Source organism: Streptomyces sp. NPDC014801 (assembly GCF_043082085.1).
Lineage (GTDB): Bacteria > Actinomycetota > Actinomycetes > Streptomycetales > Streptomycetaceae > Streptomyces.
Map to the genome: position 1 here is coordinate 140921 of NZ_JBIBXG010000010.1, position 24845 is coordinate 165765.

Genomic DNA, 24845 nt, shown 5'->3' on the forward strand with positions numbered 1-24845 from the left:
TGACTCACTCGACTCACTAGAAGAAGCGCGGATCGTCGAAGACGCCGGACGCGACGAGGTACACGTAGAAGTCGGCGAGCGCCACGCTCAGCAGGGACGCCCACGCCAGCTGCATGTGCCGGGCGTTGAGCCGGCCCACGAACCGCCACATCCCGTAGCGCACGGGATGCCTGGAGAAGTGCTTCAGCTTGCCGCCGACGATGTGCCGGCAGGAGTGGCAGGACAGGGTGTACGCCCAGATCAGCACGATGTTCGCGAGGAAGACCAGGGTGCCCAGGCCCATGTGTCCCCAGCGGTGGTGCGCGTCGCGGAAGGCGAGCACCGTGTCGTACGTCAGCACGCCCGCCACCAGCAGCGCCGCGTAGAAGAAGTAGCGGTGGACGTTCTGCAGGATCAGCGGGAAGCGGGTCTCCCCGGTGTACCTCGCGTGCGGCTCGGGCACCGCGCAGGCCGGCGGGGACGCCCAGAAGCCCCGGTAGTACGCCTTGCGGTAGTAGTAGCAGGTCAGGCGGAAGCCCAGCGGGAAGATCAGGATGATGATCGCCGGGGAGATGCCCCACCAGGCGCCGAAGACGTCCGCGTTGGGTCCGCCGTGCATGGTGCGGCAGTTCTCCGCCAGGCACGGCGAGTAGAACGGGGAGACGTACGGCGCCGCGTAGTAGTCGGCGTTCGCGAAGGCCCGCCAGGTCGAGTACACGACGAAGGCGAGCAGCCCGGCCGCGGTGGCGGCCGGGGCCAGCCACCAGCGGTCGGTGCGCAGGTGCGGGGCGGCGATGGCGGCGCGGGCCGCCGACCGGACGCCGCCCCTCGGACGGGGTTCCGTACCCGTGGCCACGTGGGGCTCCCGTCGGTTCAGGGGGCGTGCCGGTCGTGGGCGCCCAGACCCTCGTCGTCGGTGTCCGTCCACAGGGACCCGTCGTAGGGGGTGTCCGGGATGGTGACCACCTCCGGCCGTCCGGCCTGGTGGGGTGCGATGGCCGAGCGCAGCAGCGAGACGCTCTCGCGCAGATGGTCGGCGTCCGTACGGACCCGGCGCATCTCCAGGCTGCTGCCGCCGCTGCCGAGCTGTTTCTCCAGGCGGCCCAGCGACCGGTACAGGTCGTCGAGATGGCGCTGGACTGTCGTGAGTTCGTCGTGCACGGACATGACTTGCCCTCACTTCCGCGGGTCCTTGAGGCCCTGGGCGGCAACGCTCATGCGCCTGCGAGTGTTGCGCGTCACACCTTGCCCTGGGAAGGGATGTGCGCCGATTGGCGGAGGCGCGCGGGTGCAGGGACAAAGGGTTTGCGCCGGACGGGTGGCCTTGCGGTACGTGACCGCCGTGTCGCTCGCTGTCGCCGGAACCTTTCCTCTTCAGTGGCTGCATCGAATCTGCATACGTGTGATCAGCTCCATATACCGCCAAACGTGATCATAACGCCCGCGGCTTTCCGGAGGTACTCCAGAGATGTCCCACGACGTCGTCGGACCGCGCGCGGTCATGCGCTCGGTCACCTTCCTCACCGCGGGCGCGCTCGCGGTGACCGTGCTCACCGGCTGCAGCTCCGAGGACAAGGCCGGCAAACCCCTCGCCGCGCAGGACATCGCCCGGGCCTCCCGGGCCTCGATCGCCGACGGCGGCACCCTGCGCTGGGCCGTGGACGCCGTCCCGGAGACCCTGAACACCTTCCAGTCCGACGCCGACGCCACGACCACGCGGATCGCGCAGGCCGTGCTGCCGTCGATGTACCGGATGGACGCGCAGGGGCGGCCGCAGCGCAACGCCGACTTCCTGGAGTCCGCGAAGGTCGTGGAGACCGAGCCCAAGCAGGTCGTGCTGTACAAGCTGAACCAGCAGGCCGTGTGGAGCGACGGCCGGGAGATCGGCGCCGCCGACTTCGCCGCGCAGTGGCGCGCCCTGTCCGGCAAGGACTCCGCCTACTGGACCGCCCGCAACGCCGGCTACGACCGCATCGAGAAGATCGAGCGCGGGGCGAACGACCTGGAGGTCAAGGTCACCTTCGCCAAGCCGTACGCCGACTGGCAGTCGCTGTTCTCGCCGCTGTACCCCAAGGACGTCATGGGCACGCCGGACGCGTTCAACGACGGGGCGCGCGGCAAGCTCAAGGTCAGCGCCGGGCCGTTCAAGGTGCAGACGGTCGACCGCAAGGAGAAGGACGTCGTCCTCACCCGCAACCCGCGCTGGTGGGGCCACCCGGCCAAGCTGAACGAGATCGTCCTGGCGGCGGTCCCGCGCGACCAGCGGGCCCAGGCCCTGGCCTCCGGCAGCGTCGACCTCGCCGAGATCGACCCGGCCGACGCCCAGCGCGTCACCGGATCCGCCGGCGGCGCGGCCGGACCGCTGCAGGGCCCCGGCGGCCGTACGGCGGTCAAGGCGCTGCGCACCTGGGAGGCCCGGCACGGCTCCGACGCCGAGCCCGGCGACGAGGAACTGAAGGCCTGGGAGAAGCTGACCAAGGCGGTCGCCAAGGAACAGAAGGAGAAGGAGGAGCTGCGCGGCTTCGAGGTGCGCAAGTCCTTCGAGCCCGCCTACACGCAGCTCGCCCTCAACGGCTCCGAGGGGCCGCTGGCGGACGAGCGGGTGCGGCGGGCCGTGGCCCGGGCGCTGGACCGCAAGCAGCTGGCCACGCTGGTGCTCAAGCCGCTCGGGCTGCCGGCGGTGCCGGTGGGCAGCCACCTCGCGCTGTCCGGGCAGCCGGCCTACGCCGACAACAGCGACGCGCTCGGCGGCCAGGACACCGCGGAGGCGCAGGCGCTGCTCGCGGACGCCGGGTGGGTGCCGGGCGGTCCGCTGCAGGAGCCGAAGAAGGCGGAGAAGGCGGCAGGGGCGGCCGGGGAGAAGCAGGGCGGCGCGGAGGACAAGCCCGGCCGCAAGAAGGCCGATGAGGAGTCGGCGGGCGGCGACGACGGGACCTACATCGTCGGCCAGGACGACAAGGCGGGCCGGCAGGCCGGGCACGGGGAGGACGGCGGGCACCACCTCGCGCAGGACGGCCGGCAGTACGCCGAGCGGCAGCTGCGGCAGGGCGGGATGCCCGGGGCGTACGCGCCGAAGGGGACCGCGGCGCCCGCGGGCACGGGAGCGCGGGTGCTGGCCAAGGACGGCAAGCCGCTGACCCTGCGGTTCGTGCTGCCCTCGGGGCCGGGGTCGCAGCCGCTGCGGCAGGTGGCGGACCGGATCTCCTCGATGCTGGCGAAGGTCGGCATCCGCACGGACGTCACCAAGGTGCCGGACGACAGCTACTTCAAGGACCACATCGCCTCCGGCCAGTACGACCTCGCGCTGTACTCCTGGCCGTCCTCCGCCTTCCCCGCGACGGACGCCCGGCCGATCTACGCCAAGCCGGTGCCGGCCGCCGACGGGTCGCTGGTCGTGCAGCAGAACTACACGCGGGTCGGCACCGACCAGGTCGACCAGCTCTTCGACCAGGCGCTCGCCACGCTCGACCAGGACGAGGAGCGGGACCTGATCCGCAAGGCGGACTCCCGCATCTGGGCCGCCGCAGGATCGATTCCTCTCTACCAGCGCCCGCAGCTGGTGGCCGCCCGCAAAACCCTCGCCAACGCGGGTGCCTTCGGCTTCCAGACCCCGGTGTACGAGGACATGGGCTACCTGAAAAAGGGCGCGAAGCCTTCGGCGACGCCGACGTCGTAGGCCTGCGGCGACGCGAAGGGCGGGGCCCGCCGGCGCCGGGGCTCCGTCCGGCCCCGGGGGGTGTTTTCCCACCCACCACCCGTTCGGCCGGGCAGAAGATGCCGCCCGGGGCTCCGCCCCGGACCCCGGGGCGTTTCCCACCCACCCACCCGTTCCTCTTGGGCAAGAGGCCACGCCACGGGGCTCCGCCCCGGACCCCGAGCACGCGCCGGTCGGGGTCCGGGGCGGAGCCCCGTGACGGCACCTTCCGTCCGACCGAGACGGGCGGGCGGGTGGGCCACCCCCCTGGGGTCCGGGGCGGAGCCCCGGGCGGTGCCTTCTGTCCAACCGATCGGGTGGGTGGGTGGGAAAACACCCACCGGGGTCCGGGGCGGAGCCCCGGGGCGGCACCTTCTGTCCAACCGATCGGGCGGGCGGGCGGGAAAACACCCACCGGGGTCCGGGGCGGAGCCCCGGGTGGTGACTTCCGACGCAAGGGAGAGGAAACTCCCGGGGTCGCGGGGCGGAGCCCGGGGCGCGGCGGCCCCGGTGCGAGCAGGGGAAACGCGGTTCCGGGGGGTGGGGCCCCGGCCCGCAGGTCAGCGGCCCCGCGCCAGACGCCGGAGGCTCTCCCGCGGAGCGACCCGTACCATGGGGTGAGGCCGTGGCGTGTTCTGCCCGGCAGGGCCCGGGCAGGGCCGTCCTCACACTCCGGGAGATCGCCGCAATATGGCCACGCGCCACGACATCCGCAACGTCGCCATCGTCGCCCACGTCGACCACGGCAAGACCACCATCGTCGACGCGATGCTGAAGCAGGCCGGCGCGTTCGCCGCGCACCAGCTCGACCAGGTCGACGACCGCATGATGGACTCCAACGACCTGGAGCGTGAGAAGGGCATCACGATCCTCGCCAAGAACACGGCGGTGAAGTATCACCCCAAGGACGGCGGGGAGCCCATCACCATCAACATCATCGACACCCCCGGCCACGCCGACTTCGGTGGCGAGGTCGAGCGCGGTCTGTCGATGGTCGACGGCGTCGTGCTGCTGGTCGACGCCTCGGAGGGCCCGCTCCCGCAGACCCGCTTCGTGCTGCGCAAGGCCCTGCAGGCCCGCCTCCCCGTCATCCTGTGCATCAACAAGACGGACCGCCCCGACGCCCGTATCGACGAGGTCGTCAACGAGACCTACGACCTCTTCCTCGACCTGGACGCCGACGAGGAGCAGATCGAGTTCCCGATCGTCTACGCCTGCGGCCGTGACGGCATCGCCTCGCTGACCAAGCCGGACAACGGCACGGTCCCGGCGGACTCCACCAACCTGGAGCCGTTCTTCTCCACGATCCTGGAGCACATCCCGGCCCCGACGTACGAGGAGGACGCGCCGCTGCAGGCCCACGTCACCAACCTCGACGCCGACAACTTCCTCGGCCGTATCGCGCTGCTCCGCGTCGAGCAGGGCGAGCTGCGCAAGGGCCAGACGGTCGCCTGGATCAAGCGTGACGGCACCATCAGCAACGTCCGCATCTCCGAGCTGATGATGACCGAGGCGCTCACCCGCAAGCCCGCCGAGAAGGCCGGCCCGGGTGACATCTGCGCCGTCGCCGGCATCCCGGAGATCATGATCGGTGAGACGCTGGCCGACCCGGAGAACCCGATCGCGCTGCCGCTGATCACGGTCGACGAGCCCGCGATCTCCATGGTCATCGGCACGAACACCTCCCCGCTGGTCGGCCGCGGCGGCACCGGCAAGGGCGCCGACGCGAAGGCGGCCGTCAAGGACCGCAAGGTCACCGCCCGCCAGGTCAAGGACCGTCTGGACCGCGAGCTGATCGGTAACGTCTCGCTGCGCGTCCTCGACACCGAGCGCCCGGACGCCTGGGAGGTCCAGGGCCGCGGTGAGCTCGCGCTCGCCATCCTGGTCGAGACCATGCGCCGCGAGGGCTACGAGCTGACGGTGGGCAAGCCGAAGGTCGTCACCAAGGAGATCGACGGCAAGACGTACGAGCCCGTCGAGCGCATGACGATCGACGTGCCGGAGGAGCACATGGGCGCCGTGACGCAGCTCATGGGTGTCCGCAAGGGCCGGATGGACAACATGTCCAACCACGGCTCCGGCTGGGTCCGCATGGAGTTCGTGGTGCCCTCCCGTGGCCTGATCGGCTTCCGCACCGAGTTCCTGACCCAGACCCGCGGCACGGGTATCGGCCACTCCATCCACGAGGGCTTCGAGCCGTGGTTCGGCCCGCTGACGACCCGTAACAACGGCTCGCTGGTCGCCGACCGCGCCGGTTCGGTCACCGCGTTCGCGATGACCAACCTCCAGGAGCGCGGCGTCCTCTTCGTCGAGCCCGGCACCGAGGTGTACGAGGGCATGATCGTCGGCGAGAACTCCCGCGCCGACGACATGGACGTCAACATCACCAAGGAGAAGAAGCTCACCAACATGCGGTCCTCGACGGCCGACGTGGCCGAGTCGATCGTGCCGCCGCGCAAGCTGTCGCTGGAGCAGTCCCTGGAGTTCTGCCGCGACGACGAGTGCGTCGAGGTGACCCCGGAGGCCGTCCGCATCCGCAAGGTGAACCTGGACGCGCGTGAGCGCGCCCGCGCCGCGAGCCGCGCCAAGCACGGCTGACGCACCGCCAGAAAGAGCCGGTCCTCCGCCTGTCGGGCGGGGGACCGGCTCTTTTGTGTCGTCGTCCGCATACCGTGCGTGGCGGGGAAAAACGGAGAGGGTAGGGAAAACCCTGCATCCTGGGCCGTAAGCCGCACAGGGTGGCTGATTCGCACTAGTCTGCTGGACGGGTGGGCGTGATCTGCCGCACGCTCAAGTGGCCCTCGGGTCCGCTCCGTTCGGGCGCTCCGCTTTCCCTTCCGGGCAGCACGGAGTCCCCCTGCATGGCGGCAACATTAGCCGCAAGTGCTTTTCCCCACTCCTGTGTCCGGAATACGGACAGTGATCACCGATAGATGTGTAACAAGTCCGTTTCGCAGCGATCTATCTGCAAACTGTTTGTCCGGATTTTGGAAGAAGTAGGCAGCAGGTGTGATCGAACCGAGACCTCAGGGGTGTGGTTCGGCTGGCGGCCCATGGCAGATAGTTAGGCGCGTAGAGCTCGGATCTCGGGTCACGCCTGCTGCGGCGCCGACTCAGCGAGCGGGGGGACACCTCACCATCTGCGCCGTCGATGACGGTGGTGTGACGCGTGCCCCCCTATGCGGTGAACCAAAGGACTCATAAGGAGGAACCCATGCGCGGTGCGAAGAGCGCCAAGTGGGTCGCGATAGCCGCGGTTGTGGCGCTGGGCGCGACCGCCTGTGGTGGTGGCAGCGACAAGGGCGACAGCAAGGCCGCGATCGACCCGAACGGCAAGTTCTCGGTCGAGGTGGGCGAGCCGCAGAACCCGCTGCAGCCGGCCAACACCATGGAGTCCAACGGCAGCATCGTCATCAAGTCGCTGTTCTCCGGGCTCGTCGACTACGACAGCAACGGCAAGATCGTCATGGTCAACGCCCAGTCGATCGACACCACGGACAGCAAGACCTTCACGGTCAAGCTGAAGCCGGGCTGGACCTTCCACGACGGCACCCCGGTCACCGCCACGTCGTACGTCAAGGCGTGGAACTGGGCCGCGAACCCGGCCAACAAGCAGACCAACAGCGCGTGGTTCGCCGACATCCAGGGCTACTCCGACGTCGCTCCGGAGAGCGGCAAGGCCAAGGCCACCGAGATGTCCGGCCTGAAGGTCGTCGACGACAACACCTTCACCATCACGCTGGCCAAGCCGATCCCGTACTTCGTGTACAAGCTCGGCTACGAGGTCTTCGACCCGCTGCCCGAGTCCTTCTACAAGGACCCGAAGGCCGCCGGCGAGCACCCGATCGGCAACGGTCCCTACAAGTTCGTCAAGTGGGACCACAAGAAGCAGATCGAGGTCGCCAAGTACGACGGCTACAAGGGTCCGAACGCCGCCAAGAACGGCGGTGTGATCTTCAAGAACTACGCCAAGCTCGAGACCGCCTACCAGGACCTGAAGTCCGGCAACCTCGACGTGATGCGCCAGGTCGCCCCGCGTGACCTGCCGGTGTACAAGGCCGACCTCGGCGACCGCGCCGTGGACCAGGCGTACTCCGCCATCCAGTCGATCGCCGTGGCGTACTACACGCCGCAGTGGAAGAACATCGACCCGCGGGTCCTGCAGGGCCTGTCGATGGCGATCGACCGGGACACCATCACCAAGACGGTGCTCCAGGGCACCCGTGAGCCGGCCACCGGCTGGGTCGCCAAGGGCGTCCTCGGCTACACGCCGAACGCTGCGGGCGACATCACCAAGTACGACCCGGCCAAGGCCAAGGAGCTCATCAAGGCCGGCGGCGGCGTCCCGGGCAACAAGATCTCCATCCAGTTCAACGCGGACGGCGGTCACAAGGAGTGGGTGGAGGCCGTCTGCGGCTCCATCACCAAGGCGACCGGCGTGGCCTGCACCGGCGACTCCAAGCCGGACTTCCAGGCGGACACCAACGCGCGTGACGCCCACCAGGTCAAGTCGCTGTACCGCTCCGGCTGGGTGCTCGACTACCCGTTCATCTCCAACTTCATCCGCGACCTGTTCGGCTCCAAGGCCGACGGCAACCAGGGCGGCTTCAAGAGCAAGGAAGTCGACGACCTGATCGCCAAGGCGGACGCGGCGAAGACGCTGGAGGAGTCGGAGAAGCTGTACCAGCAGATCGAGAAGGACCTGCCCAAGTACATGCCGAGCATCCCGCTCTGGTACTACAAGGTCAACGCGGGCTACTCGGAGAAGGTCTCCGGCGTCAAGTACGCCCAGGACGGTGACCCGATCCTGACCGGCGTTCAGGTCAAGAAGTAACCGCTGGCGAACAGCGTTGCCGTGCCGCACCCGGCGGGGTGCGGCACGGCGTCGGCCGAAACAGGCCGGGGGGCCCTTTTCACCGCACACGTACGGACAACAGCTCGGGGGAGCGTCCGTGTGCGATGGAAAGGGCCTGCCGCTGTGACTGACATGGAGGCACCATGGGGCGCTATGTCGCACGACGACTGCTCCAGATGATCCCGGTCTTCATCGGGACAACCCTGCTGATTTTCCTGATGGTCTACGCCCTGCCCGGCGATCCCGTGCGGGGGCTCTTCGGTGACAAGGGCACGAGCCCGGCGGTCCTTCGGGCGCTGCGGCACGAGTACGGCCTCGACAAGCCCGTTCTGGTCCAGTACTGGGACTACATGAAGGGCATCATCCTGCACTTCGACTTCGGCAACCAGATCGCCAGCGGGCGTCCGGTCACCGAAATCCTGGGCGAGGCCTTCCCGGTGACGCTGCGCCTGTCCGCCCTGGCCTTCGTCATCGAGGCGATCCTCGGCGTCGTGCTCGGTGTCGTCTCCGGCATGCGGGCCGGCAAGTGGGCCGACACCATCATCCTTTTCGTGACGCTGCTGCTGATCTCGGTCCCGGTCTTCGTCCTGGGCTACATCCTCCAGACGGTGTTCGCCTTCCAGCTGGGCTGGCTGGAACCCGCGGTCAACGACGACACGAACCTCAACCAGCTGCTGCTGCCGGCCATCGTGCTCGCCAGCGCCTCGCTGGCCTACGTGGCCCGGCTGACCCGTACCTCGATCGCGGAGAACCTGCGCGCCGACTACATGCGCACCGCCGTCGCCAAGGGTCTGCCCCGTCGCCGTATCGTCGGTGTGCACCTGATGCGCAACTCGCTGATCCCGGTCGTCACCTTCCTCGGCACCGACCTCGGTGCCCTGATGGGCGGCGCCGTCGTGACCGAGAGCATCTTCAACATCCACGGCGTCGGCGGCACCATCGCCGACTCGATCACCCGCCGTGAGGGCACCACGCTGGTCGGCCTGGTCACCATCCTCGTCCTCGTGTACCTCGTCACCAGCCTGATCGTCGACCTGCTGTACGCGGTTCTGGACCCGAGGATCCGTTATGCCTGAGCTGACCACCAAGACCGCGGACGAGCCCGTCGTCGCCACCGCCGCCGGCGGTTCCCCCGCGATCAAGCCCGAGAAGACCCGCAGCCTGTGGGGCGACGCCTGGCGGGACCTGCGCACCAACTGGGTGTTCATCGTCTCCGCGGTGCTCATCCTGCTGCTGCTGGTGATGGCGGCCTGGCCGAGCCTGTTCACGGGCGCCGACCCGAACAACAAGGACCTGGCGGCGCACTACCTCCAGCACCCGCACTACGGCAAGGTCTTCGCCGAGGACTGGCTGGGCTACGACGCCCAGGGCCGCAGCGTGTACGCCCGTGCCATCTACGGCACCCGCGCCTCGCTGCTCGTCGGTGCGGGCACCACGCTGGTCGTCACCGTCTTCGGTGGTCTGGTGGGCATGCTCGCCGGCTACTTCGGCGGCTGGCTGGACGCCGTGCTCTCCCGCATCACGGACATGTTCTTCGGCATCCCGTTCCTGCTCGGCGCGATGGTGATGCTCAACTCCTTCACGGAGCGCAACATCCCCGTCGTCATCATGGCCCTGGCCTTCCTCGGCTGGACCCAGACGGCGCGTGTCATGCGTGGTTCGGTGATCACCGTCAAGGCCACGGACTACGTCCAGGCGGCCAAGGCGCTCGGTGCCTCCACCAGCCGGATCCTGTTCCGCCACGTGCTGCCCAACGCGGTGGCCCCGGTGATCGTCGTCGCCACCATCTCGCTCGGTGTCTACATCGGCGCCGAGGCCACGCTGTCGTTCCTGGGCCTGGGCCTGAACGGCGTCTCGTGGGGCAACGACATCTCCGACGGCGGCAACCAGATCCGCGTCGCGCAGTACATCATGCTGTACCCGTCGATCATGCTCAGCATCACGGTGCTGGCGTTCATCATGCTCGGTGAGGCCGTCCGCAACGCCCTCGATCCGAAGTCGCGCTGAGGGAGGCGTACGTGACCATCATCGAAGACACCACTTCCGTGCCCTCGCCGCGTGGCGAGGGCGGCGACGGCGGTCCGCTGCTCGAAGTGCGCGACCTGCACGTCGAGTTCCACACCCGCGAGGGCGTGGTCAAGGCCGTCAACGGCGTCAACTACAGCGTCTCCGCGGGCGAGACCCTCGCCGTGCTCGGCGAGTCCGGCTCCGGCAAGTCGGTGACCGCGCAGGCCATCATGGGCATCCTGGACATGCCGCCGGCGCAGATCCCCCAGGGCGAGATCCTCTTCCGCGGCCAGGACATGCTGAAGATGTCCGCCGAGGACCGCCGCCAGATCCGCGGCCGCCGGATCGCGATGATCTTCCAGGACGCGCTGTCCTCGCTGAACCCGGTGCTGACCGTCGGCTACCAGCTCGGTGAGATGTTCCGCATCCACCAGGGCGTGTCCAAGAAGGACGCCAAGGCCAAGGCCATCGAGCTGATGGACAAGGTCAAGATCCCGGCCGCGGCGGCCCGCGTCAACGACTACCCGCACCAGTTCTCCGGCGGTATGCGCCAGCGCATCATGATCGCCATGGCGCTGGCGCTGGAGCCGGACCTGATCATCGCCGACGAGCCGACCACGGCCCTCGACGTGACGGTCCAGGCGCAGGTCATGGACCTGCTCGCGGAGCTGCAGCGCGAGTACAACATGGGCCTGATCCTCATCACCCACGACCTCGGCGTCGTCGCCGACGTCGCGGACAAGATCGCGGTGATGTACGCGGGCCGGATCGTGGAGCGCGCCCCGGTCCACGAGCTGTACAAGCGCCCCGCGCACCCGTACACGCGGGGTCTGCTGGACTCCATCCCGCGCCTGGACCAGAAGGGCCAGGAGCTCTACGCGATCAAGGGTCTGCCGCCCAACCTGCTGCGGATCCCGACCGGCTGCGCCTTCAACCCGCGCTGCCCCAAGGCGCAGGACATCTGCCGCGAGCAGGTCCCGCCGCTGGCGCCGGTCACCGAGCAGGACGGCACGGACCTGCCGGGCCGCGCCTCGGCCTGCCACTTCTGGAAGGAGACGCTCCATGGCTGAGCTCAGCAAGAACGACGAGCAGCCCGACGCCACGCCGAACGTCTCCGAGGTGGACGTCGTCGACGCCCACTCCGAGGAGGAGGCGGTCGCCGCGATCGAGGCCCCGGTCTCGCGCGGTGAGCCGATCCTCCAGGTGCGCAACCTGAAGAAGCACTTCCCGCTGACCCAGGGCATCCTGTTCAAGAAGCAGATCGGCGCGGTCAAGGCCGTCGACGGGGTCTCCTTCGACCTGTACCAGGGCGAGACCCTCGGCATCGTGGGCGAGTCCGGCTGCGGCAAGTCCACGGTCGCCAAGCTCCTGATGAACCTGGAGCGCGCCACCGCGGGCGAGATCTTCTACAAGGGCCAGGACATCACCAAGCTGTCCGGGCGCGCGATGAAGGCGGTCCGCCGCAACATCCAGATGGTGTTCCAGGACCCGTACACCTCGCTCAACCCGCGTATGACGGTCGGCGACATCATCGGCGAGCCCTTCGACATCCACCCCGAGGTGGCCCCGAAGGGCGACCGGCGCCGCAAGGTGCAGGAGCTGCTGGACGTCGTCGGTCTGAACCCGGAGTACATCAACCGCTACCCGCACCAGTTCTCCGGCGGTCAGCGCCAGCGCATCGGCATCGCCCGCGGCCTCGCGCTCAACCCCGAGATCATCATCTGCGACGAGCCGGTCTCCGCGCTGGACGTGTCCGTCCAGGCGCAGGTCGTCAACCTGATGGAGCGTCTGCAGGACGAGTTCAACCTGTCCTACATCTTCATCGCGCACGACCTGTCGATCGTCCGGCACATCTCGGACCGCGTGGGCGTGATGTACCTCGGCAAGATCGCCGAGATCGGCACGGACGAGCAGATCTACGACCACCCGACGCACCCCTACACCCAGGCGCTGCTGTCGGCGGTCCCGGTCCCGGACCCGGACGCGCGCGACCACCGCGAGCGCATCATCCTCACCGGTGACGTGCCCTCGCCGGCGAACCCGCCGTCCGGCTGCCGCTTCCGTACGCGGTGCTGGAAGGCGCAGGACAAGTGCGCGCAGGAGGTGCCGGTCCTGGCGATCCCGGAGCGGTTCAAGGGCGAGAACACGCCTGCGGCGCACGAGTCGGCTTGCCACTTCGCCGAGGAGAAGGACGTCGTCCACGCGGTGTGACCGCCGTCGGCTGAGCCGTTGTTCCCGGTGCCCCCTGTTCGCGGGCGCCGGGAACTTCGGTTTTCGGGTGTGGGTGTGGGTGCGGGTGCGTTGTGGCCGGCCACGCCCGCGCGGCGGCAGCCGCACATCGACGTAGCCCCGCGCCCCTCAATACGCCGGCTGCGCTCCCGTCCGTGACAAGTGGCAGGCTGACTGTGCCTCTGTACCTGGGGTCAGGATCCCTGGGTCTGTTGTGCGGCAGGCTTCCGCCACGCCGGCTCGCTCCGCCTCGCCGGATGCCAGGGCCGGGCATCTGGCGTGGAAGCGGCAGCCGGACGGGATGCGGGACGGGTCCGGCGGTTCGCCGGTGAGGATCTGCGGGGTGCCCGGGGCCTCGGGGAGGACCGACAGGAGGGCCTGGGTGTAGGGGTGACGGGGGGACGTCAGGACCTCCTCGACCGTGCCCGTCTCCACGATGCGGCCCAGGTACATCACCGCCACCCGGTCGGCGATGTTCCAGGCCAGGCCCAGGTCGTGGGTGACCACCAGGGCGGCCAGGCCCAGTTCCGTGCGCAGGCGCAGCAGCAGGGCCAGGATCTCGCCGCGGACCGAGGCGTCCAGGGACGCCACCGGCTCGTCGGCGACCAGCAGCTTCGGTTCCAGGACCAGTGCGCCGGCGATGACGACCCGTTGCCGCTGGCCGCCGGAGAGCTCGTGCGGGTAGCGCAGGAAGAAGCGTTCCGGCGGGCGCAGGCCCGCGCGGGACAGGGCGTCGGCGACCGCCGCGCGTTCGTCGCCGGCGTGGCCGTGGATGCGCAGGCCCTCGGCCACCGCGTCGTACACCGTGTGCCGGGGGTTGAGGGAGCCGCTGGGGTCCTGCAGGACGAGCTGGACCCGGCGGCGGTAGGCGCGCAGGGCGCGGCCGGAGTAGTCCAGCGGGCGTCCGTCGTGGGTGATCCGGCCCGCGGTGGGCTTCACCAGGCCCAGCAGCGCGCGGGCCAGGGTCGACTTGCCGCAGCCGGACTCGCCGACGAGGGCGACGATCTCGCCGGGGCGGATGTCGAGCTCGACCCCGTCGACCGCGCGGGCGGGGCCGGCCCCCTGCCGGCCGGGGAAGGTGACGTGCAGGCCCTGGGCGCTGAGCAGCGGGGGCGTGGTCATGGGGTGCTCCTCGCGTTCTCGGACGGCAGGCCGCCGCCGTCCGCGTCCGGTACGCCGGTGACGTGCACGCAGGCCGCGCGGCGGCCGTCTCCGGCGTCCCGCAGGGGCTGGTCGTCGGCCGCGCACACCGGCAGCGCCACCGGGCAGCGCGCGTGGAAGGCGCAGCCGGCGGGGAGGGCGGACGGGTCCGGCGGGTCGCCGGGCAGGCCGGCCGGCGCGAACCGGGACGCCGGGTCGCCGATGCGCGGGAACGCCGCCGACAGGGCCCGCGCGTACGGGTGCCGGGCGTTCTCGTACACCTCGGACGCGGGGCCCTCCTCGACGACCCGTCCGGCGTACATCACGGCCAGCCGGTCGCAGGTGTCGGCCAGGACGGCGAGGTCGTGGCTGATCATGATCAGGCCGAGGTCCTGGTCGGCGACCAGCGACTCGATCAGGCGCAGGATCTGTGCCTGGATCATCACGTCCAGCGCGGTCGTCGGCTCGTCCGCGACGATCAGGCGGGGTGAGCAGGCCAGCGCCATGGCGATCATCACGCGCTGGCGCTGGCCGCCGGACAGTTCGTGCGGGAAGGCCGAGGCGCGGGCCGCGGGCAGACCCACCTGTTCCAGCAGCTCGCCGGCCCGGGTGCGGGCGGCGGCGGCCGTCGCCCGGCCGTGCAGCACGAGGGGCTCGGCGATCTGGTCGCCGACGCGGTGCACCGGGTTCAGCGAGTGCATGGCGCCCTGGAAGACGATCGACGCCCCGGCCCAGCGCACCGCCCGCAGCCGGCCCCAGCGCATGCCGAGCACGTCCTCGCCGTCCAGCAGGACCTGGCCGGCGGTCCGCGTCCCGGCCGGCAGCAGCCGCAGCAGGGCCAGCGCCAGCGTGGACTTGCCGCAGCCCGACTCGCCCGCGACGCCGAGCTTCTGCCCGGCCTCCAGCGTCAGGTCCACGCCCCGTACGGCGGACACTCCGCCCGGGTAGGTGACGGACAGGTCCCGTACCTGAAGCAGTGTCACCGGGTCACCCCCAGCCTGGGATTGAGGACGGCCTCGACTGCCCGCCCGCACAGCGTGAACGCCAGGGCCACGCCCGCGATCGCGATGCCGGGCGGCACGAGGTACCACCAGTCGCCGGAGCTGACGGCGCCCGCCTCCCGCGCCTCCTGCAGCATGCCGCCCCAGGACACCACGGTCGGGTCGCCGAGCCCGAGGAAGGCGAGCGTGGCCTCGGCGAGGATGGAGGAGGAGATCATCAGGGTGGTCTGCGCCAGCACCAGCGGCATCACGTTCGGCAGCACGTGCCGGGTCATGATGTGCCCGTGCCCGCCGCCGAGCGCCTTGGCGCGTTCGATGTACGGCCGTGACTCCACGGCGAGGGTCTGCGCCCGCACCAGCCGTGCGGTCGTCGGCCAGGTGGTCACGCCGATCGCCAGCACGACCGTGCCGAGCGAGCGGGACATGACCGTGGCCAGCGCGATGGCCAGCACCAGCGTCGGCATGACCAGGAACCAGTCGGTGATCCGCATCAGCACGGTCGCGTACGCGCCCTTGAAGTGCCCGGCGGTGATGCCGACGACCGCGCCGATCGTCACCGACAGCACCGCCGCGAGCAGGCCCACCAGCAGGGAGACCCGGGAGCCCCAGACCAGCAGGCCCAGCAGGTCGCGGCCGAAGCGGTCGGTGCCCAGCCAGAACTCCCCGCTCGGGCTCTGCAGCGGCCGCCCCGGGGCGCCGGTCACGCTCGCCACGTCGGAGCCGACCGTCCACGGCGCGGTCAGCGCGAGCAGGGCGAGCAGCACGAGCGCCACCAGCCCCGCGAGGCCCGCCCGGTGGGTGCGGTACTGCGCCCAGAACCGGGCGGCGGCGCGGCGGCGGCGCTGCCAGGCCAGGCCCGCCACGGTGGGGGTCGCGGTCGTGCTCATGCCCGCCCCACCCTCGGGTCGAGCAGGGGATAGACGAGGTCGGCCAGGGTGTTCATGAGGATCACCGCCGCGGCGAAGAAGAGGAACAGGCCCTGCACCAGCGGCAGGTCGGGCACGCTGAGCGCCTGGTAGAACAGTCCGCCCAGGCCGGGCCAGGAGAAGACGGTCTCGACGAGGATCACCCCGGCGACGGTCCGGCCGAGGTTGATGAAGACGAGGGTGACGGTCGGCAACAGTGCGTTGGGCACCGCGTGCCGGCGCCGCACCAGGTCGTCGCGCAGCCCCTTGGCGCGGGCGGTCGTCAGGTAGTCGCTGCCCATCTCGTCCAGCAGCGCCGAGCGGGTCACCAGCAGGGTCTGGCCGTACTCGACGGCGACCAGGGTGAGCACCGGCAGGATCAGATGGTGGGCGACGTCGAGGACGTAGGCGAAGCCCTCCTTGCCGCCGGACTCCATGCCGCCGGTCGGGAAGAGCCCGGGGAGCGGGCCGACGCCGACCGACAGCACGATGATGAGCAGCAGGCCCAGCCAGAACGACGGCACCGAGTACAGGGTGAGCGCCAGGCCGGTGTGCACGCGGTCGGAGAGGCTGCCGCGCCGCCAGGCCGCGCGGGTGCCGAGGAAGACGCCGAGCAGGGTGTAGACCACGAACCCGGTGCCGGTGAGGAGCAGGGTGTTCGGCAGCGCCTCGGTGATCTTGTCGAGGACGGGGGTGCGGAACTGGTAGGAGGTGCCGAGGTCGCCGGTGAGCGCCTTGCCGCAGTAGTCGGTGAACTGCTGCCACAGCGGCAGGTCGAGCCCGAACTCGCGCCGGTAGGCGGCCAGTTGTTCCGCCGAGACGGGGCGGCCGCCGGTCATCGTGCGCACCGGGTCGCCGGGGATCAGCCGGAACAGGAAGAAGCCGGTGACGAGCACGGCCAGCAGGGAGACGGCGGCGCCGCCCAGCTTGCCGGCCCCGTAGCGCAGGTACGGGACCGGCGACGGGCGGCGCCGGGTGCGCTCGCCGGCGGTGGCGAGGGTGGTGGCGGTCATGGGCTACTCGCGGTCCTCGGCGGTGGAGCGGCGGCGCAGGGCGAGGAAGCCGGCCGCGCCCGCGAGGACGACGACGCCCGCGACGATGCCGATGACCACGCCGGTGGAGCTGCCCGAGTCCGAGGAGCCGTCGGAGGCGGCGGGGGTCGCCGACCACCAGCTCCAGTAGCCGTCCTGGCCGTAGATGTTGCCCGCCGCCTTCGGCATCGTCTCGATCGAGGCGATCTGGTCGGTGCGGTAGGCCTCCAGCGCGTTGGGGTACGCCATGACGTTCATGTACCCGGTGTCGTACAGCCGCGACTCCATCTGCTGCACCAGGTCCGCCCGCTTGGCGGGGTCGTACTCGGCGAGCTGGCGGGCGTACAGGTCGTCGAACTGCTTGTCGCAGATGAAGTTGTCCGTCGCGCCGGTCTTCTTCGGATCGGACGGCAGGGCCGCGCAGGTGTGGATGGACAGCACGAAGTCCGGGTCCGGGTTGACCGACCAGCCGTCGAAGGCGAGGTCGTAGGTGCCGGCGAGCCAGGGGTCGCTGACGTTGTCCAGGCAGTCCAGGCGCACGCCGATGCCGAGCTTGCCCCACCACTCCTTCAGGTACTGGCCGACGGCCTTGTCGTTGGGGTCGGTGGCGTGGCACAGCAGCCGGTAGGTGAGCGGCTTGCCGTCCTTGCCGACGCGCTGCCCGGAGCCGTTCTTCCGGTAGCCGGCCTGGTCGAGGAGCGCTGCGGCCTTCGCCGGGTCGTAGGCCAGTTCCTGAGCCCCGGAGGGCCTGAAGAAGTAGGTGGAGAAGCGGGGCGGGATGTAGCCGGCGCCCTCGACGGCATGGCCCTGGAAGACCCGGTCGACGAGGGTCTTGCGGTCGACGGCGAGGAACAGCGCCTGCCGCACCCGCTGGTCCAGCAGCGAGGGGTGGCCGTCGCCGAAGCGGGTGCCGTCCTTGGCGCGGGCGCCGGGGTTGACGGCGAGGGCGTAGAAGCGGCGGCCGGGCGCGTCGTTGACCTTGATGTTCTGCTGGTTCTTCAGGGCGGCGGCCTGGGCGGGGGTGAGGTTGCCGACGAAGGACACCTCGCCCTTCTGCAGGGCGGCGACGGCGGCGTCACCGTCCTTGTAGTACTTGAAGACCAGCTCGTCGAACTTGGGGGCGCCGCGCCAGAACTTCTGGTTGGCCTTGAGCCGGACGTAGCTGTCGGCCTTGTAGTCGGTGAGGACGTACGGCCCGTCGCCGACGACGGGGAACGTCTTGTCGTTGTTGAACTTGGAGAAGTCGCCGACCTTCTCCCAGACGTGCTTGGGCACGATCGGCACGTCCAGCGCGGTCATGGTTGCCTGCGGCTTCTTCAGCTCGATGACCAGCTGGGTGGGGCTCGGGGCGGTCACCTTGCGGAAGTTGGTGACGAAGCTGCCGTTGGCGGTGGCGGCGGACTCGTCCGTCATCATCTTGGTGAAGGTCCAGGCCGCGTCCTCGGCGGTGACCTTCTGCCCGTCGGACCAGGTGGCGTCGGAGCGGATGGTGTAGGTCCAGGTCAGCTTGTCGGCCGACGGCTGCCACCGGGTGGCCAGGCCCGGGATCGCGTGCGCGTCGCCGGGGTCGTAGTCGGTGAGGTACTCGTACATCAGCCGGTTGATGCTCGTGGAGACCAGGCGGGTCGCCAGGAACGGGCTGAGCGAGTCGACGCTCTGCGCGACCGCGACGGTGAGCACCTTCGGGCCGCCGTCCGCCGCCGCTGCCTGGGCGGGCGCGGGGGCGAGCGGGGTGGCGAGGGCGGCGGTCAGGGCCAGCGCGGCGGTCCCGGCCGCGACGGCGAGGCGGGTGGTGGGGCGCGCTCTTACCGGTCCGTGCTGATCGTGTGACTTCATGGAACGTGACCTCGCGTCGTCGCTCGTTCGAAAGACGGCTGTGCCCGAACGGTGCTGCTCGCTCTGCTCGGCTGTGCGGTGTCGTGGCTGGATCACTCGGGTGCGGTGGTGGCCGCCGGTGGCCGGCCGTGCGGGGACGGCCCGCCCTCGGTGGCTGATCACTCGGGACGGCTGTGTCTATCAGTGGCTGTCTGCGCGCGTCAACGGTCCGTCAAACCCCTTGCTGCCTGCGAAAACAGGGGTGGGAAAGCCTCCGGCGCACCCCATTGGTCCAGTCCACTGAAGCGCCCCAGGTGACGCCCTGACGGTTCCTCGGGCGAACTCCCGGCAAACGCCCGGCGACCCGGCCGGACACCGCCGTCGTGGTCCCGGACGCCGTCGCCATGCCGCCGGATGGGGGAGCGGTGACCCGGACGGATGGCGTGAATGTGAGGTATGTGGCATTCAGCCGGATAGTGGCCGTAACGATCAGCGTCCCGGCGCCGGCGGCACCGCGCCGCCCGGCGGGGGCGCAGGGACGGGAGGCACTCCATGCGCGGAGCCACGCACGCCACCTGGGCCGCCTGCGCGGCGGCGGTAGTCCTCGCGGCGACGGCCTGCGGGGGCGGGGGAGACAGCGGCAGCGGCGGTGGCAACGGCGGCGGCGTCCTCAGCGCGTCCTGGGGCGACCCGCAGAACCCGCTGGAGCCCGCCAACACCAACGAGGTGCAGGGCGGCAAGGTCCTCGACATGATCTTCCGCGGCCTGAAGCGGTACAACCCGCAGAACGGCAAGGCGGAGGACATGCTCGCCCAGTCGATCCAGACCACCGACTCCCAGAACTTCACGATCACCATCAAGCCCGGCTGGACCTTCTCCAACGGCGAGAAGGTCACCGCGAAGTCCTTCGTGGACGCCTGGAACTACGGCGCGAGCCTGAAGAACAATCAGAAGAACGCCTACTTCTTCGGCTACATCGAGGGCTACGACAAGGTCCACCCGGACACCGGCACCCAGACCGCCACCACCCTGTCCGGACTGAAGGTCGTCAACGACCAGACCTTCACCGTCAAGCTCAGCCAGAAGTTCTCCACGTTCCCCGACACCCTCGGCTACCCGGCCTTCGCCCCGCTGCCGCAGGCGTTCTTCACCGACCACGCCGGCTGGATCAAGAAGCCCGTCGGCAACGGCCCGTACACCGTGCAGTCCTACGCCAAGGGCTCCCAGATGTCCCTGCGCGCCTGGGACGCCTACCCGGGCAGCGACAAGGCGCAGAACGGCGGTGTGGACCTGAAGGTCTACACCGACAACAACACCGCCTACACCGACCTGATCGCCGGCAACCTCGACCTGGTCGACGACGTCCCGGCCGCCCAGCTGAAGAACGTCAAGAGCGACCTCAATGGCCGCTACCTCAACACCCCCGCCGGCATCATCCAGACCCTCGCCTTCCCCTTCTACGACCCGGCCTGGAACAAGCCGAACTCCGACAAGGTCCGCAAGGGCCTGTCCATGGCCATCAACCGGCAGCAGATCACCGACACGATCTTCCAGAAGACCCGCACCCCCGCCACCGACTGGACCTCCCCGGTCCTCGGCACGGCCGGCGGCTACCAGTCGGGCCTGTGCGGGCAGTACTGCCAGTACGACGCGGCCCAGGCCAAGAAGCTCGTCCAGGAGGGCGGCGGCCTGCCCGGCGGCCAGGTGAAGATCGCCTACAACGCCGACACCGGCTCGCACAAGCAGTGGGTCGACGCGGTGTGCAACTCCATCAACAACGCGCTCGGCAACACCAAGGCGTGCGTCGGCAACCCGGTCGGCACCTTCGCCGACTTCCGCAACCAGATCACCCAGAAGAAGATGAGCGGCCCCTTCCGCGCCGGCTGGCAGATGGACTACCCGCTCATCCAGAACTTCCTGCAGCCGCTGTACTACACCAACGCCTCCTCCAACGACGGCCACTGGTCGAACAAGCAGTTCGACTCCCTCGTCAACCAGGCCAACGCCGAGTCCGACACCGCCAAGGCCGTCGGCCTCTTCCAGCAGGCCGAAGGGGTCGTGCGGGACAACATGGCGGCGATCCCGCTGTGGTACCAGAACGGCAGCGCCGGCTGGTCCGACCGCCTCTCCAACGTGAAGCTCAACCCCTTCAGCGTGCCGGTCTACAACGAGATCAAGGTGGGCTGAGCCGCGATGGGACGCTATGTCGTCCGGCGACTGCTCCAGATGATCCCGGTGTTCATCGGGGCGACGCTGCTGATCTTCCTGATGGTGAACGTGATGGGCGACCCCATCGCGGGCCTGTGCGGCGAGCGGCAGTGCGACCCGGCCACCGCCGCCCAGCTGGAGAAGGAGTTCGGCCTCGACAAGCCGGTGTGGCAGCAGTACCTGACCTACATGGGGAACGTCTTCACCGGCGACTTCGGTACGGCGTTCAACGGCCAGAAGGTCACCGAGCTGATGGGCTCGGCGTTCCCGGTCACCATCCGGCTGACCATCGTGGCGATCCTCTTCGAGATCGTCATCGGCATCACCCTCGGTGTCGTCACCGGGCTGCGCCGCGGCCGGCCCGTCGACACCGGGGTGCTGCTGAGCACCCTCGTGGTGATCTCCGTGCCCACCTTCGTCACCGGCCTGCTGCTGCAACTGCTGCTCGGCGTGAAATGGGGCTGGGTCAGCCCCTCGGTGTCACCGGAGGCCCCCTTCGACGAGCTGATCCTGCCCGGCCTGGTGCTGGCCTCGGTGTCCCTCGCCTACGTCACCCGGCTCACCCGCACCTCCATCGCGGAGAACCGCCGCTCCGACTACGTGCGCACCGCCGTCGCCAAGGGCCTGCCCCGGCGCCGGGTCGTCGTCCGGCACCTGCTGCGCAACTCCCTCATCCCCGTCGTCACCTTCATCGGCGCCGACATCGGCGCCCTGATGGGCGGCGCGATCGTCACCGAGCGCATCTTCAACATCCACGGCGTCGGCTACCAGCTCTACCAGGGCATCCTGCGGCAGAACACCCAGACCGTGGTGGGCTTCGTGACCGTCCTCGTCCTGGTCTTCCTGATCGCCAACCTCATCGTCGACCTGCTCTACGCCGTACTCGACCCGAGGATCCGCTATGCCTGACCAGCCGTACGAGCCCGAGGGCGCCATCGCCGGCACCGGCATGGGCGGCGCCATGGACCTCGGGGCCAGCGAGGCCACCACGCTGGAACGCACCCCGGGCGGCCCCGAGGGCACCGGCCCGCAGGCCAAGCCCCGCAGCCTGTGGTCCGACGCCTGGCGCGACCTGCGCCGCAACCCGGTGTTCCTGATCTCCGCCGTCGTCATCCTCTTCCTGGTCTTCATCTCCCTGTGGCCGTCGGCCATCGCCTCCGGCTCCCCCCTCACCTGCGACCTGTCCAAGGCCCAGCAGGGCTCCTCCCCGGGACACCCCTTCGGCTACGACGGCCAGGGCTGCGACGTGTACACCCGCACCGTGTACGGCGCCCGGACGTCGGTGACGGTCGGTGTGTGCGCCACGCTCGGCGTCGCACTGCTCGGCAGCGTGCTCGGCGGGCTCGCCGGGTACTTCGGCAGCGGCTGGGACGGGTTCCTGTCCCGGATCACCGACATCTTCTTCGCCATCCCCGTCGTCCTCGGCGGCCTGGTGCTGCTGTCGGTGGTCACCAGCAACACGGTCTGGCCGGTCGTCGGCTTCATCGTGCTGCTCGGCTGGCCGCAGATCTCCCGCATCGCCCGCGGCTCGGTCATCACCGCCAAGCACAACGACTACGTGCAGGCCGCCCGCGCCCTCGGCGCCTCCAGCTCCCGCATCCTGCTGCGGCACATCGCGCCCAACGCGGTCGCCCCGGTCATCGTCGTCGCGACCATCGCGCTCGGCACGTACATCGCCCTGGAGGCCACCTTGTCCTTCCTCGGCGTCGGACTGAAACCGCCCAGCGTGTCCTGGGGCATCGACATCTCCGCCGCCGCGCCCTACATCCGCAACGCCCCGCACGCCCTGCTGTGGCCCTCGGGCGCCCTCGCGGTCACGGTTCTGGCCTTCATCATGCTCGGCGACGCGGTCCGCGACGCCCTCGACCCGAAGCTGAGGTGAATGGCCGTGCTGCTCGAAGTGCGCGACCTGCACGTGGAGTTCGCCACACGGGACGGGGTCGCCAAGGCCGTCAACGGGGTCACCTACCGGGTGGACGCGGGGGAGACCCTCGCCGTGCTCGGCGAGTCCGGCTCCGGCAAGTCGGTGACCGCGCAGGCCGTCATGGGCATCCTCGACATGCCGCCGGGCCGGATCACCGGCGGCGAGATCCTCTTCCAGGGCAAGGACCTGCTGAAGCTCAAGGAGGACGAACGGCGCAGGATCCGCGGCGCCGGGATGGCGATGATCTTCCAGGACGCCCTGTCGTCGCTGAACCCGGTGATGACCGTCGGCGACCAGCTCGGCGAGATGTTCGTCGTCCACCGGGGCATGTCCCGCAAGGACGCCCGCGCCCGGGCCGTCGAGCTGATGGAACGGGTGCGCATCCCGGCCGCCCGGGAGCGGGTGCGCCAGTATCCGCACCAGTTCTCCGGCGGCATGCGCCAGCGCATCATGATCGCCATGGCGCTGGCCCTGGAACCGGCGCTCATCATCGCCGACGAGCCGACCACCGCCCTCGACGTCACCGTCCAGGCCCAGGTCATGGACCTGCTCGCGGAACTCCAGCGCGAGTACCACATGGGCCTGATCCTCATCACCCACGACCTCGGCGTGGTCGCCGACGTCGCGGACCGCATCGCGGTGATGTACGCCGGCCGGATCGTGGAGTCGGCGCCGGTGCACGACATCTACAAGGCGCCGGCCCACCCCTACACCCGCGGCCTGCTGGACTCCATCCCGCGGCTGGACCACAAGGGCCGCGAGCTGTACGCCATCAAGGGCCTGCCGCCCAACCTCATGAACATCCCGCCCGGCTGCGCCTTCCACCCGCGCTGCCCGATGGCCCGCGACGTGTGCCGCACGGACGTGCCGCCGCTGTACGAGGTGTCCGAACAGCGGGGCAGCGCCTGCCACTTCTGGAGGGAGTGCCTGCATGGCTGAGCCGATCCTCGAGGTGAGCGGGCTGGTCAAGCACTACCCGCTCACCCAGGGCATCCTGTTCAAGAGGCAGGTCGGCGCGGTGAAGGCCGTCGACGGCGTCGACTTCACCCTCGCCCGGGGCGAGACCCTCGGCATCGTCGGCGAGTCCGGCTGCGGCAAGTCCACGGTCGCCAAGATGCTGGTCAACCTGGAGCGGCCGACGGCGGGCTCCATCCGCTACAAGGGCGAGGACGTCACCAAGCTGTCCGGCCGGGCCCTGAAGGCGGTCCGCCGCAACATCCAGATGGTCTTCCAGGACCCCTACACCTCGCTCAACCCGCGCATGACGGTCGGCGACATCATCGGCGAGCCGTACGAGATCCACCCGGAGGTCGCGCCCAAGGGCGACCGGCGCCGCAGGGTGCAGGAGCTGCTGGACGTCGTCGGGCTGAACCCGGAGTACATCAACCGCTATCCGCACCAGTTCTCCGGCGGCCAGCGCCAGCGCATCGGCATCGCCCGCGGCCTCGCGCTGCGCCCGGAGGTGATCGTCGCCGACGAGCCGGTCTCCGCGCTGGACGTCTCGGTGCAGGCCCAGGTCATCAACCTGATGGACCGTCTGCAGAGCGAGTTCGACCTGTCCTACGTCTTCATCGCGCACGACTTGTCGATCGTCCGGCACATCTCGGACCGGGTCGGCGTGATGTACCTGGGCCGGATCGTGGAGATCGGCACCGACACCGAGATCTACGACCACCCCACGCACCCCTACACCCAGGCGCTGCTCTCCGCGGTCCCGGTCCCCGACCCCGAGGCCCGCGAGCACCGTGAGCGGATCATCCTCGCCGGGGACGTCCCCTCGCCGACGAACATCCCCTCCGGCTGCCGTTTCCGCACCCGCTGCTTCAAGGCCCGCGACCGATGCGCCCAGGAGGTGCCCCTGCTGGTGGTGCCGCCCCAGCTCCCCGCGGGCCCCGCCGCCCACCCGTCGGCCTGCCACTTCGCCGAGCAGAAACTCGTGGTCCCGGCGGAGGACCGGCCCGGCCGGCCGCCCTCGGTGCCGACCGAGGTGCGCCCGCCGCAGCAGGGCAACGGGCCGGGGTGACATGGCTGCACCCCGGCCCGTTCACGGCACCCGC

General features: G+C 70.0%; 19 protein-coding genes. 12 read left to right on the forward strand and 7 right to left on the reverse strand.

The window, feature by feature from the left end:
* Positions 1 to 16: 16 nt before the first annotated feature.
* Both ACF1AL_RS24495 and ACF1AL_RS24500 read right to left on the reverse strand, forming a co-directional pair.
* Positions 17 to 835 (reverse strand): hypothetical protein, encoded by an 819-nt coding sequence (locus ACF1AL_RS24495; protein ID WP_391819443.1) that lies wholly within the window; start codon positions 833 to 835, stop codon positions 17 to 19.
* Between the two features lie 17 nt (positions 836 to 852).
* Entirely contained in the window at positions 853 to 1146 is a 294-nt protein-coding gene (locus ACF1AL_RS24500; RefSeq protein ID WP_384211482.1) for a hypothetical protein, read from the reverse strand.
* Between the two features lie 301 nt (positions 1147 to 1447).
* Between ACF1AL_RS24500 and ACF1AL_RS24505 the strand changes: the two genes are divergently transcribed.
* The 7 genes from ACF1AL_RS24505 to ACF1AL_RS24535 all read left to right on the forward strand — a co-directional run bounded on the left by ACF1AL_RS24505 (position 1448) and on the right by ACF1AL_RS24535 (position 12746).
* Positions 1448 to 3655: an ABC transporter family substrate-binding protein gene (locus ACF1AL_RS24505; protein ID WP_391827386.1), complete on the forward strand. Its 2208-nt coding sequence runs from the start codon at positions 1448 to 1450 to the stop codon at positions 3653 to 3655.
* A 708-nt stretch (positions 3656 to 4363) separates the two neighbouring features.
* Positions 4364 to 6271 carry a translational GTPase TypA gene (typA, locus tag ACF1AL_RS24510; protein ID WP_366838463.1) on the forward strand — a complete coding sequence of 636 codons (1908 nt, stop codon included), beginning with the start codon at positions 4364 to 4366 and terminating at the stop codon, positions 6269 to 6271.
* Between the two features lie 616 nt (positions 6272 to 6887).
* Positions 6888 to 8507, forward strand: coding sequence for an ABC transporter substrate-binding protein (locus ACF1AL_RS24515; RefSeq protein WP_391827388.1), 1620 nt, complete (start codon positions 6888 to 6890; stop codon positions 8505 to 8507).
* 164 nt (positions 8508 to 8671) lie between these two features.
* A complete protein-coding gene (locus ACF1AL_RS24520; RefSeq protein ID WP_366838461.1) occupies positions 8672 to 9604 on the forward strand; it encodes an ABC transporter permease in 933 nt (310 codons plus the stop codon).
* Positions 9597 to 10535 carry an ABC transporter permease gene (locus tag ACF1AL_RS24525; protein ID WP_366838460.1) on the forward strand — a complete coding sequence of 313 codons (939 nt, stop codon included), beginning with the start codon at positions 9597 to 9599 and terminating at the stop codon, positions 10533 to 10535. Before ACF1AL_RS24520 ends, ACF1AL_RS24525 begins: the two co-directional genes overlap by 8 nt.
* A gap of 11 nt (positions 10536 to 10546) precedes the next feature.
* Entirely contained in the window at positions 10547 to 11605 is a 1059-nt protein-coding gene (locus ACF1AL_RS24530; RefSeq protein ID WP_384211492.1) for an ABC transporter ATP-binding protein, read from the forward strand.
* On the forward strand, positions 11598 to 12746 hold the full coding sequence (locus ACF1AL_RS24535; protein ID WP_384211495.1) for an ABC transporter ATP-binding protein: 1149 nt from the start codon (positions 11598 to 11600) through the stop codon (positions 12744 to 12746). The genes ACF1AL_RS24530 and ACF1AL_RS24535 overlap by 8 nt, the downstream gene beginning before the upstream one ends.
* A gap of 147 nt (positions 12747 to 12893) precedes the next feature.
* On the opposite strand, the gene ACF1AL_RS24540 is transcribed toward ACF1AL_RS24535, so the two are convergent.
* The 5 genes from ACF1AL_RS24540 to ACF1AL_RS24560 are packed head-to-tail and all read right to left on the reverse strand — an operon-like array spanning position 12894 to position 18677.
* Positions 12894 to 13886 carry an ABC transporter ATP-binding protein gene (locus ACF1AL_RS24540; RefSeq protein WP_386915726.1) on the reverse strand — a complete coding sequence of 331 codons (993 nt, stop codon included), beginning with the start codon at positions 13884 to 13886 and terminating at the stop codon, positions 12894 to 12896.
* Positions 13883 to 14887 (reverse strand): ABC transporter ATP-binding protein, encoded by a 1005-nt coding sequence (locus ACF1AL_RS24545; RefSeq protein ID WP_386418393.1) that lies wholly within the window; start codon positions 14885 to 14887, stop codon positions 13883 to 13885. Before ACF1AL_RS24545 ends, ACF1AL_RS24540 begins: the two co-directional genes overlap by 4 nt.
* Positions 14884 to 15792: an ABC transporter permease gene (locus ACF1AL_RS24550; RefSeq protein WP_391827391.1), complete on the reverse strand. Its 909-nt coding sequence runs from the start codon at positions 15790 to 15792 to the stop codon at positions 14884 to 14886. Before ACF1AL_RS24550 ends, ACF1AL_RS24545 begins: the two co-directional genes overlap by 4 nt.
* The gene (locus ACF1AL_RS24555; protein WP_391657274.1) at positions 15789 to 16823 is read right to left on the reverse strand and encodes an ABC transporter permease; all 1035 of its coding nucleotides are present in this window, start codon (positions 16821 to 16823) and stop codon (positions 15789 to 15791) included. Before ACF1AL_RS24555 ends, ACF1AL_RS24550 begins: the two co-directional genes overlap by 4 nt.
* Before the next feature lie 3 nt (positions 16824 to 16826).
* Positions 16827 to 18677, reverse strand: coding sequence for an ABC transporter substrate-binding protein (locus ACF1AL_RS24560; protein ID WP_391703253.1), 1851 nt, complete (start codon positions 18675 to 18677; stop codon positions 16827 to 16829).
* Positions 18678 to 19208: 531 nt separating this feature from the next.
* Between ACF1AL_RS24560 and ACF1AL_RS24565 the strand changes: the two genes are divergently transcribed.
* From ACF1AL_RS24565 to ACF1AL_RS24585, 5 genes are read left to right on the forward strand one after another with little or no spacing between them, the layout of a single operon-like run.
* Positions 19209 to 20843, forward strand: a complete 1635-nt coding sequence (locus ACF1AL_RS24565) for an ABC transporter substrate-binding protein (protein WP_366838452.1) — start codon at positions 19209 to 19211, stop codon at positions 20841 to 20843.
* Between the two features lie 6 nt (positions 20844 to 20849).
* On the forward strand, positions 20850 to 21773 hold the full coding sequence (locus ACF1AL_RS24570) for an ABC transporter permease (protein WP_366838451.1): 924 nt from the start codon (positions 20850 to 20852) through the stop codon (positions 21771 to 21773).
* Positions 21766 to 22746 (forward strand): ABC transporter permease, encoded by a 981-nt coding sequence (locus ACF1AL_RS24575; RefSeq protein ID WP_366838450.1) that lies wholly within the window; start codon positions 21766 to 21768, stop codon positions 22744 to 22746. The genes ACF1AL_RS24570 and ACF1AL_RS24575 overlap by 8 nt, the downstream gene beginning before the upstream one ends.
* A 6-nt stretch (positions 22747 to 22752) precedes the next feature.
* Positions 22753 to 23727, forward strand: coding sequence for an ABC transporter ATP-binding protein (locus tag ACF1AL_RS24580; protein WP_386418401.1), 975 nt, complete (start codon positions 22753 to 22755; stop codon positions 23725 to 23727).
* Entirely contained in the window at positions 23720 to 24811 is a 1092-nt protein-coding gene (locus ACF1AL_RS24585) for an ABC transporter ATP-binding protein (protein ID WP_391703256.1), read from the forward strand. Before ACF1AL_RS24580 ends, ACF1AL_RS24585 begins: the two co-directional genes overlap by 8 nt.
* Positions 24812 to 24845: the final 34 nt, after the last annotated feature.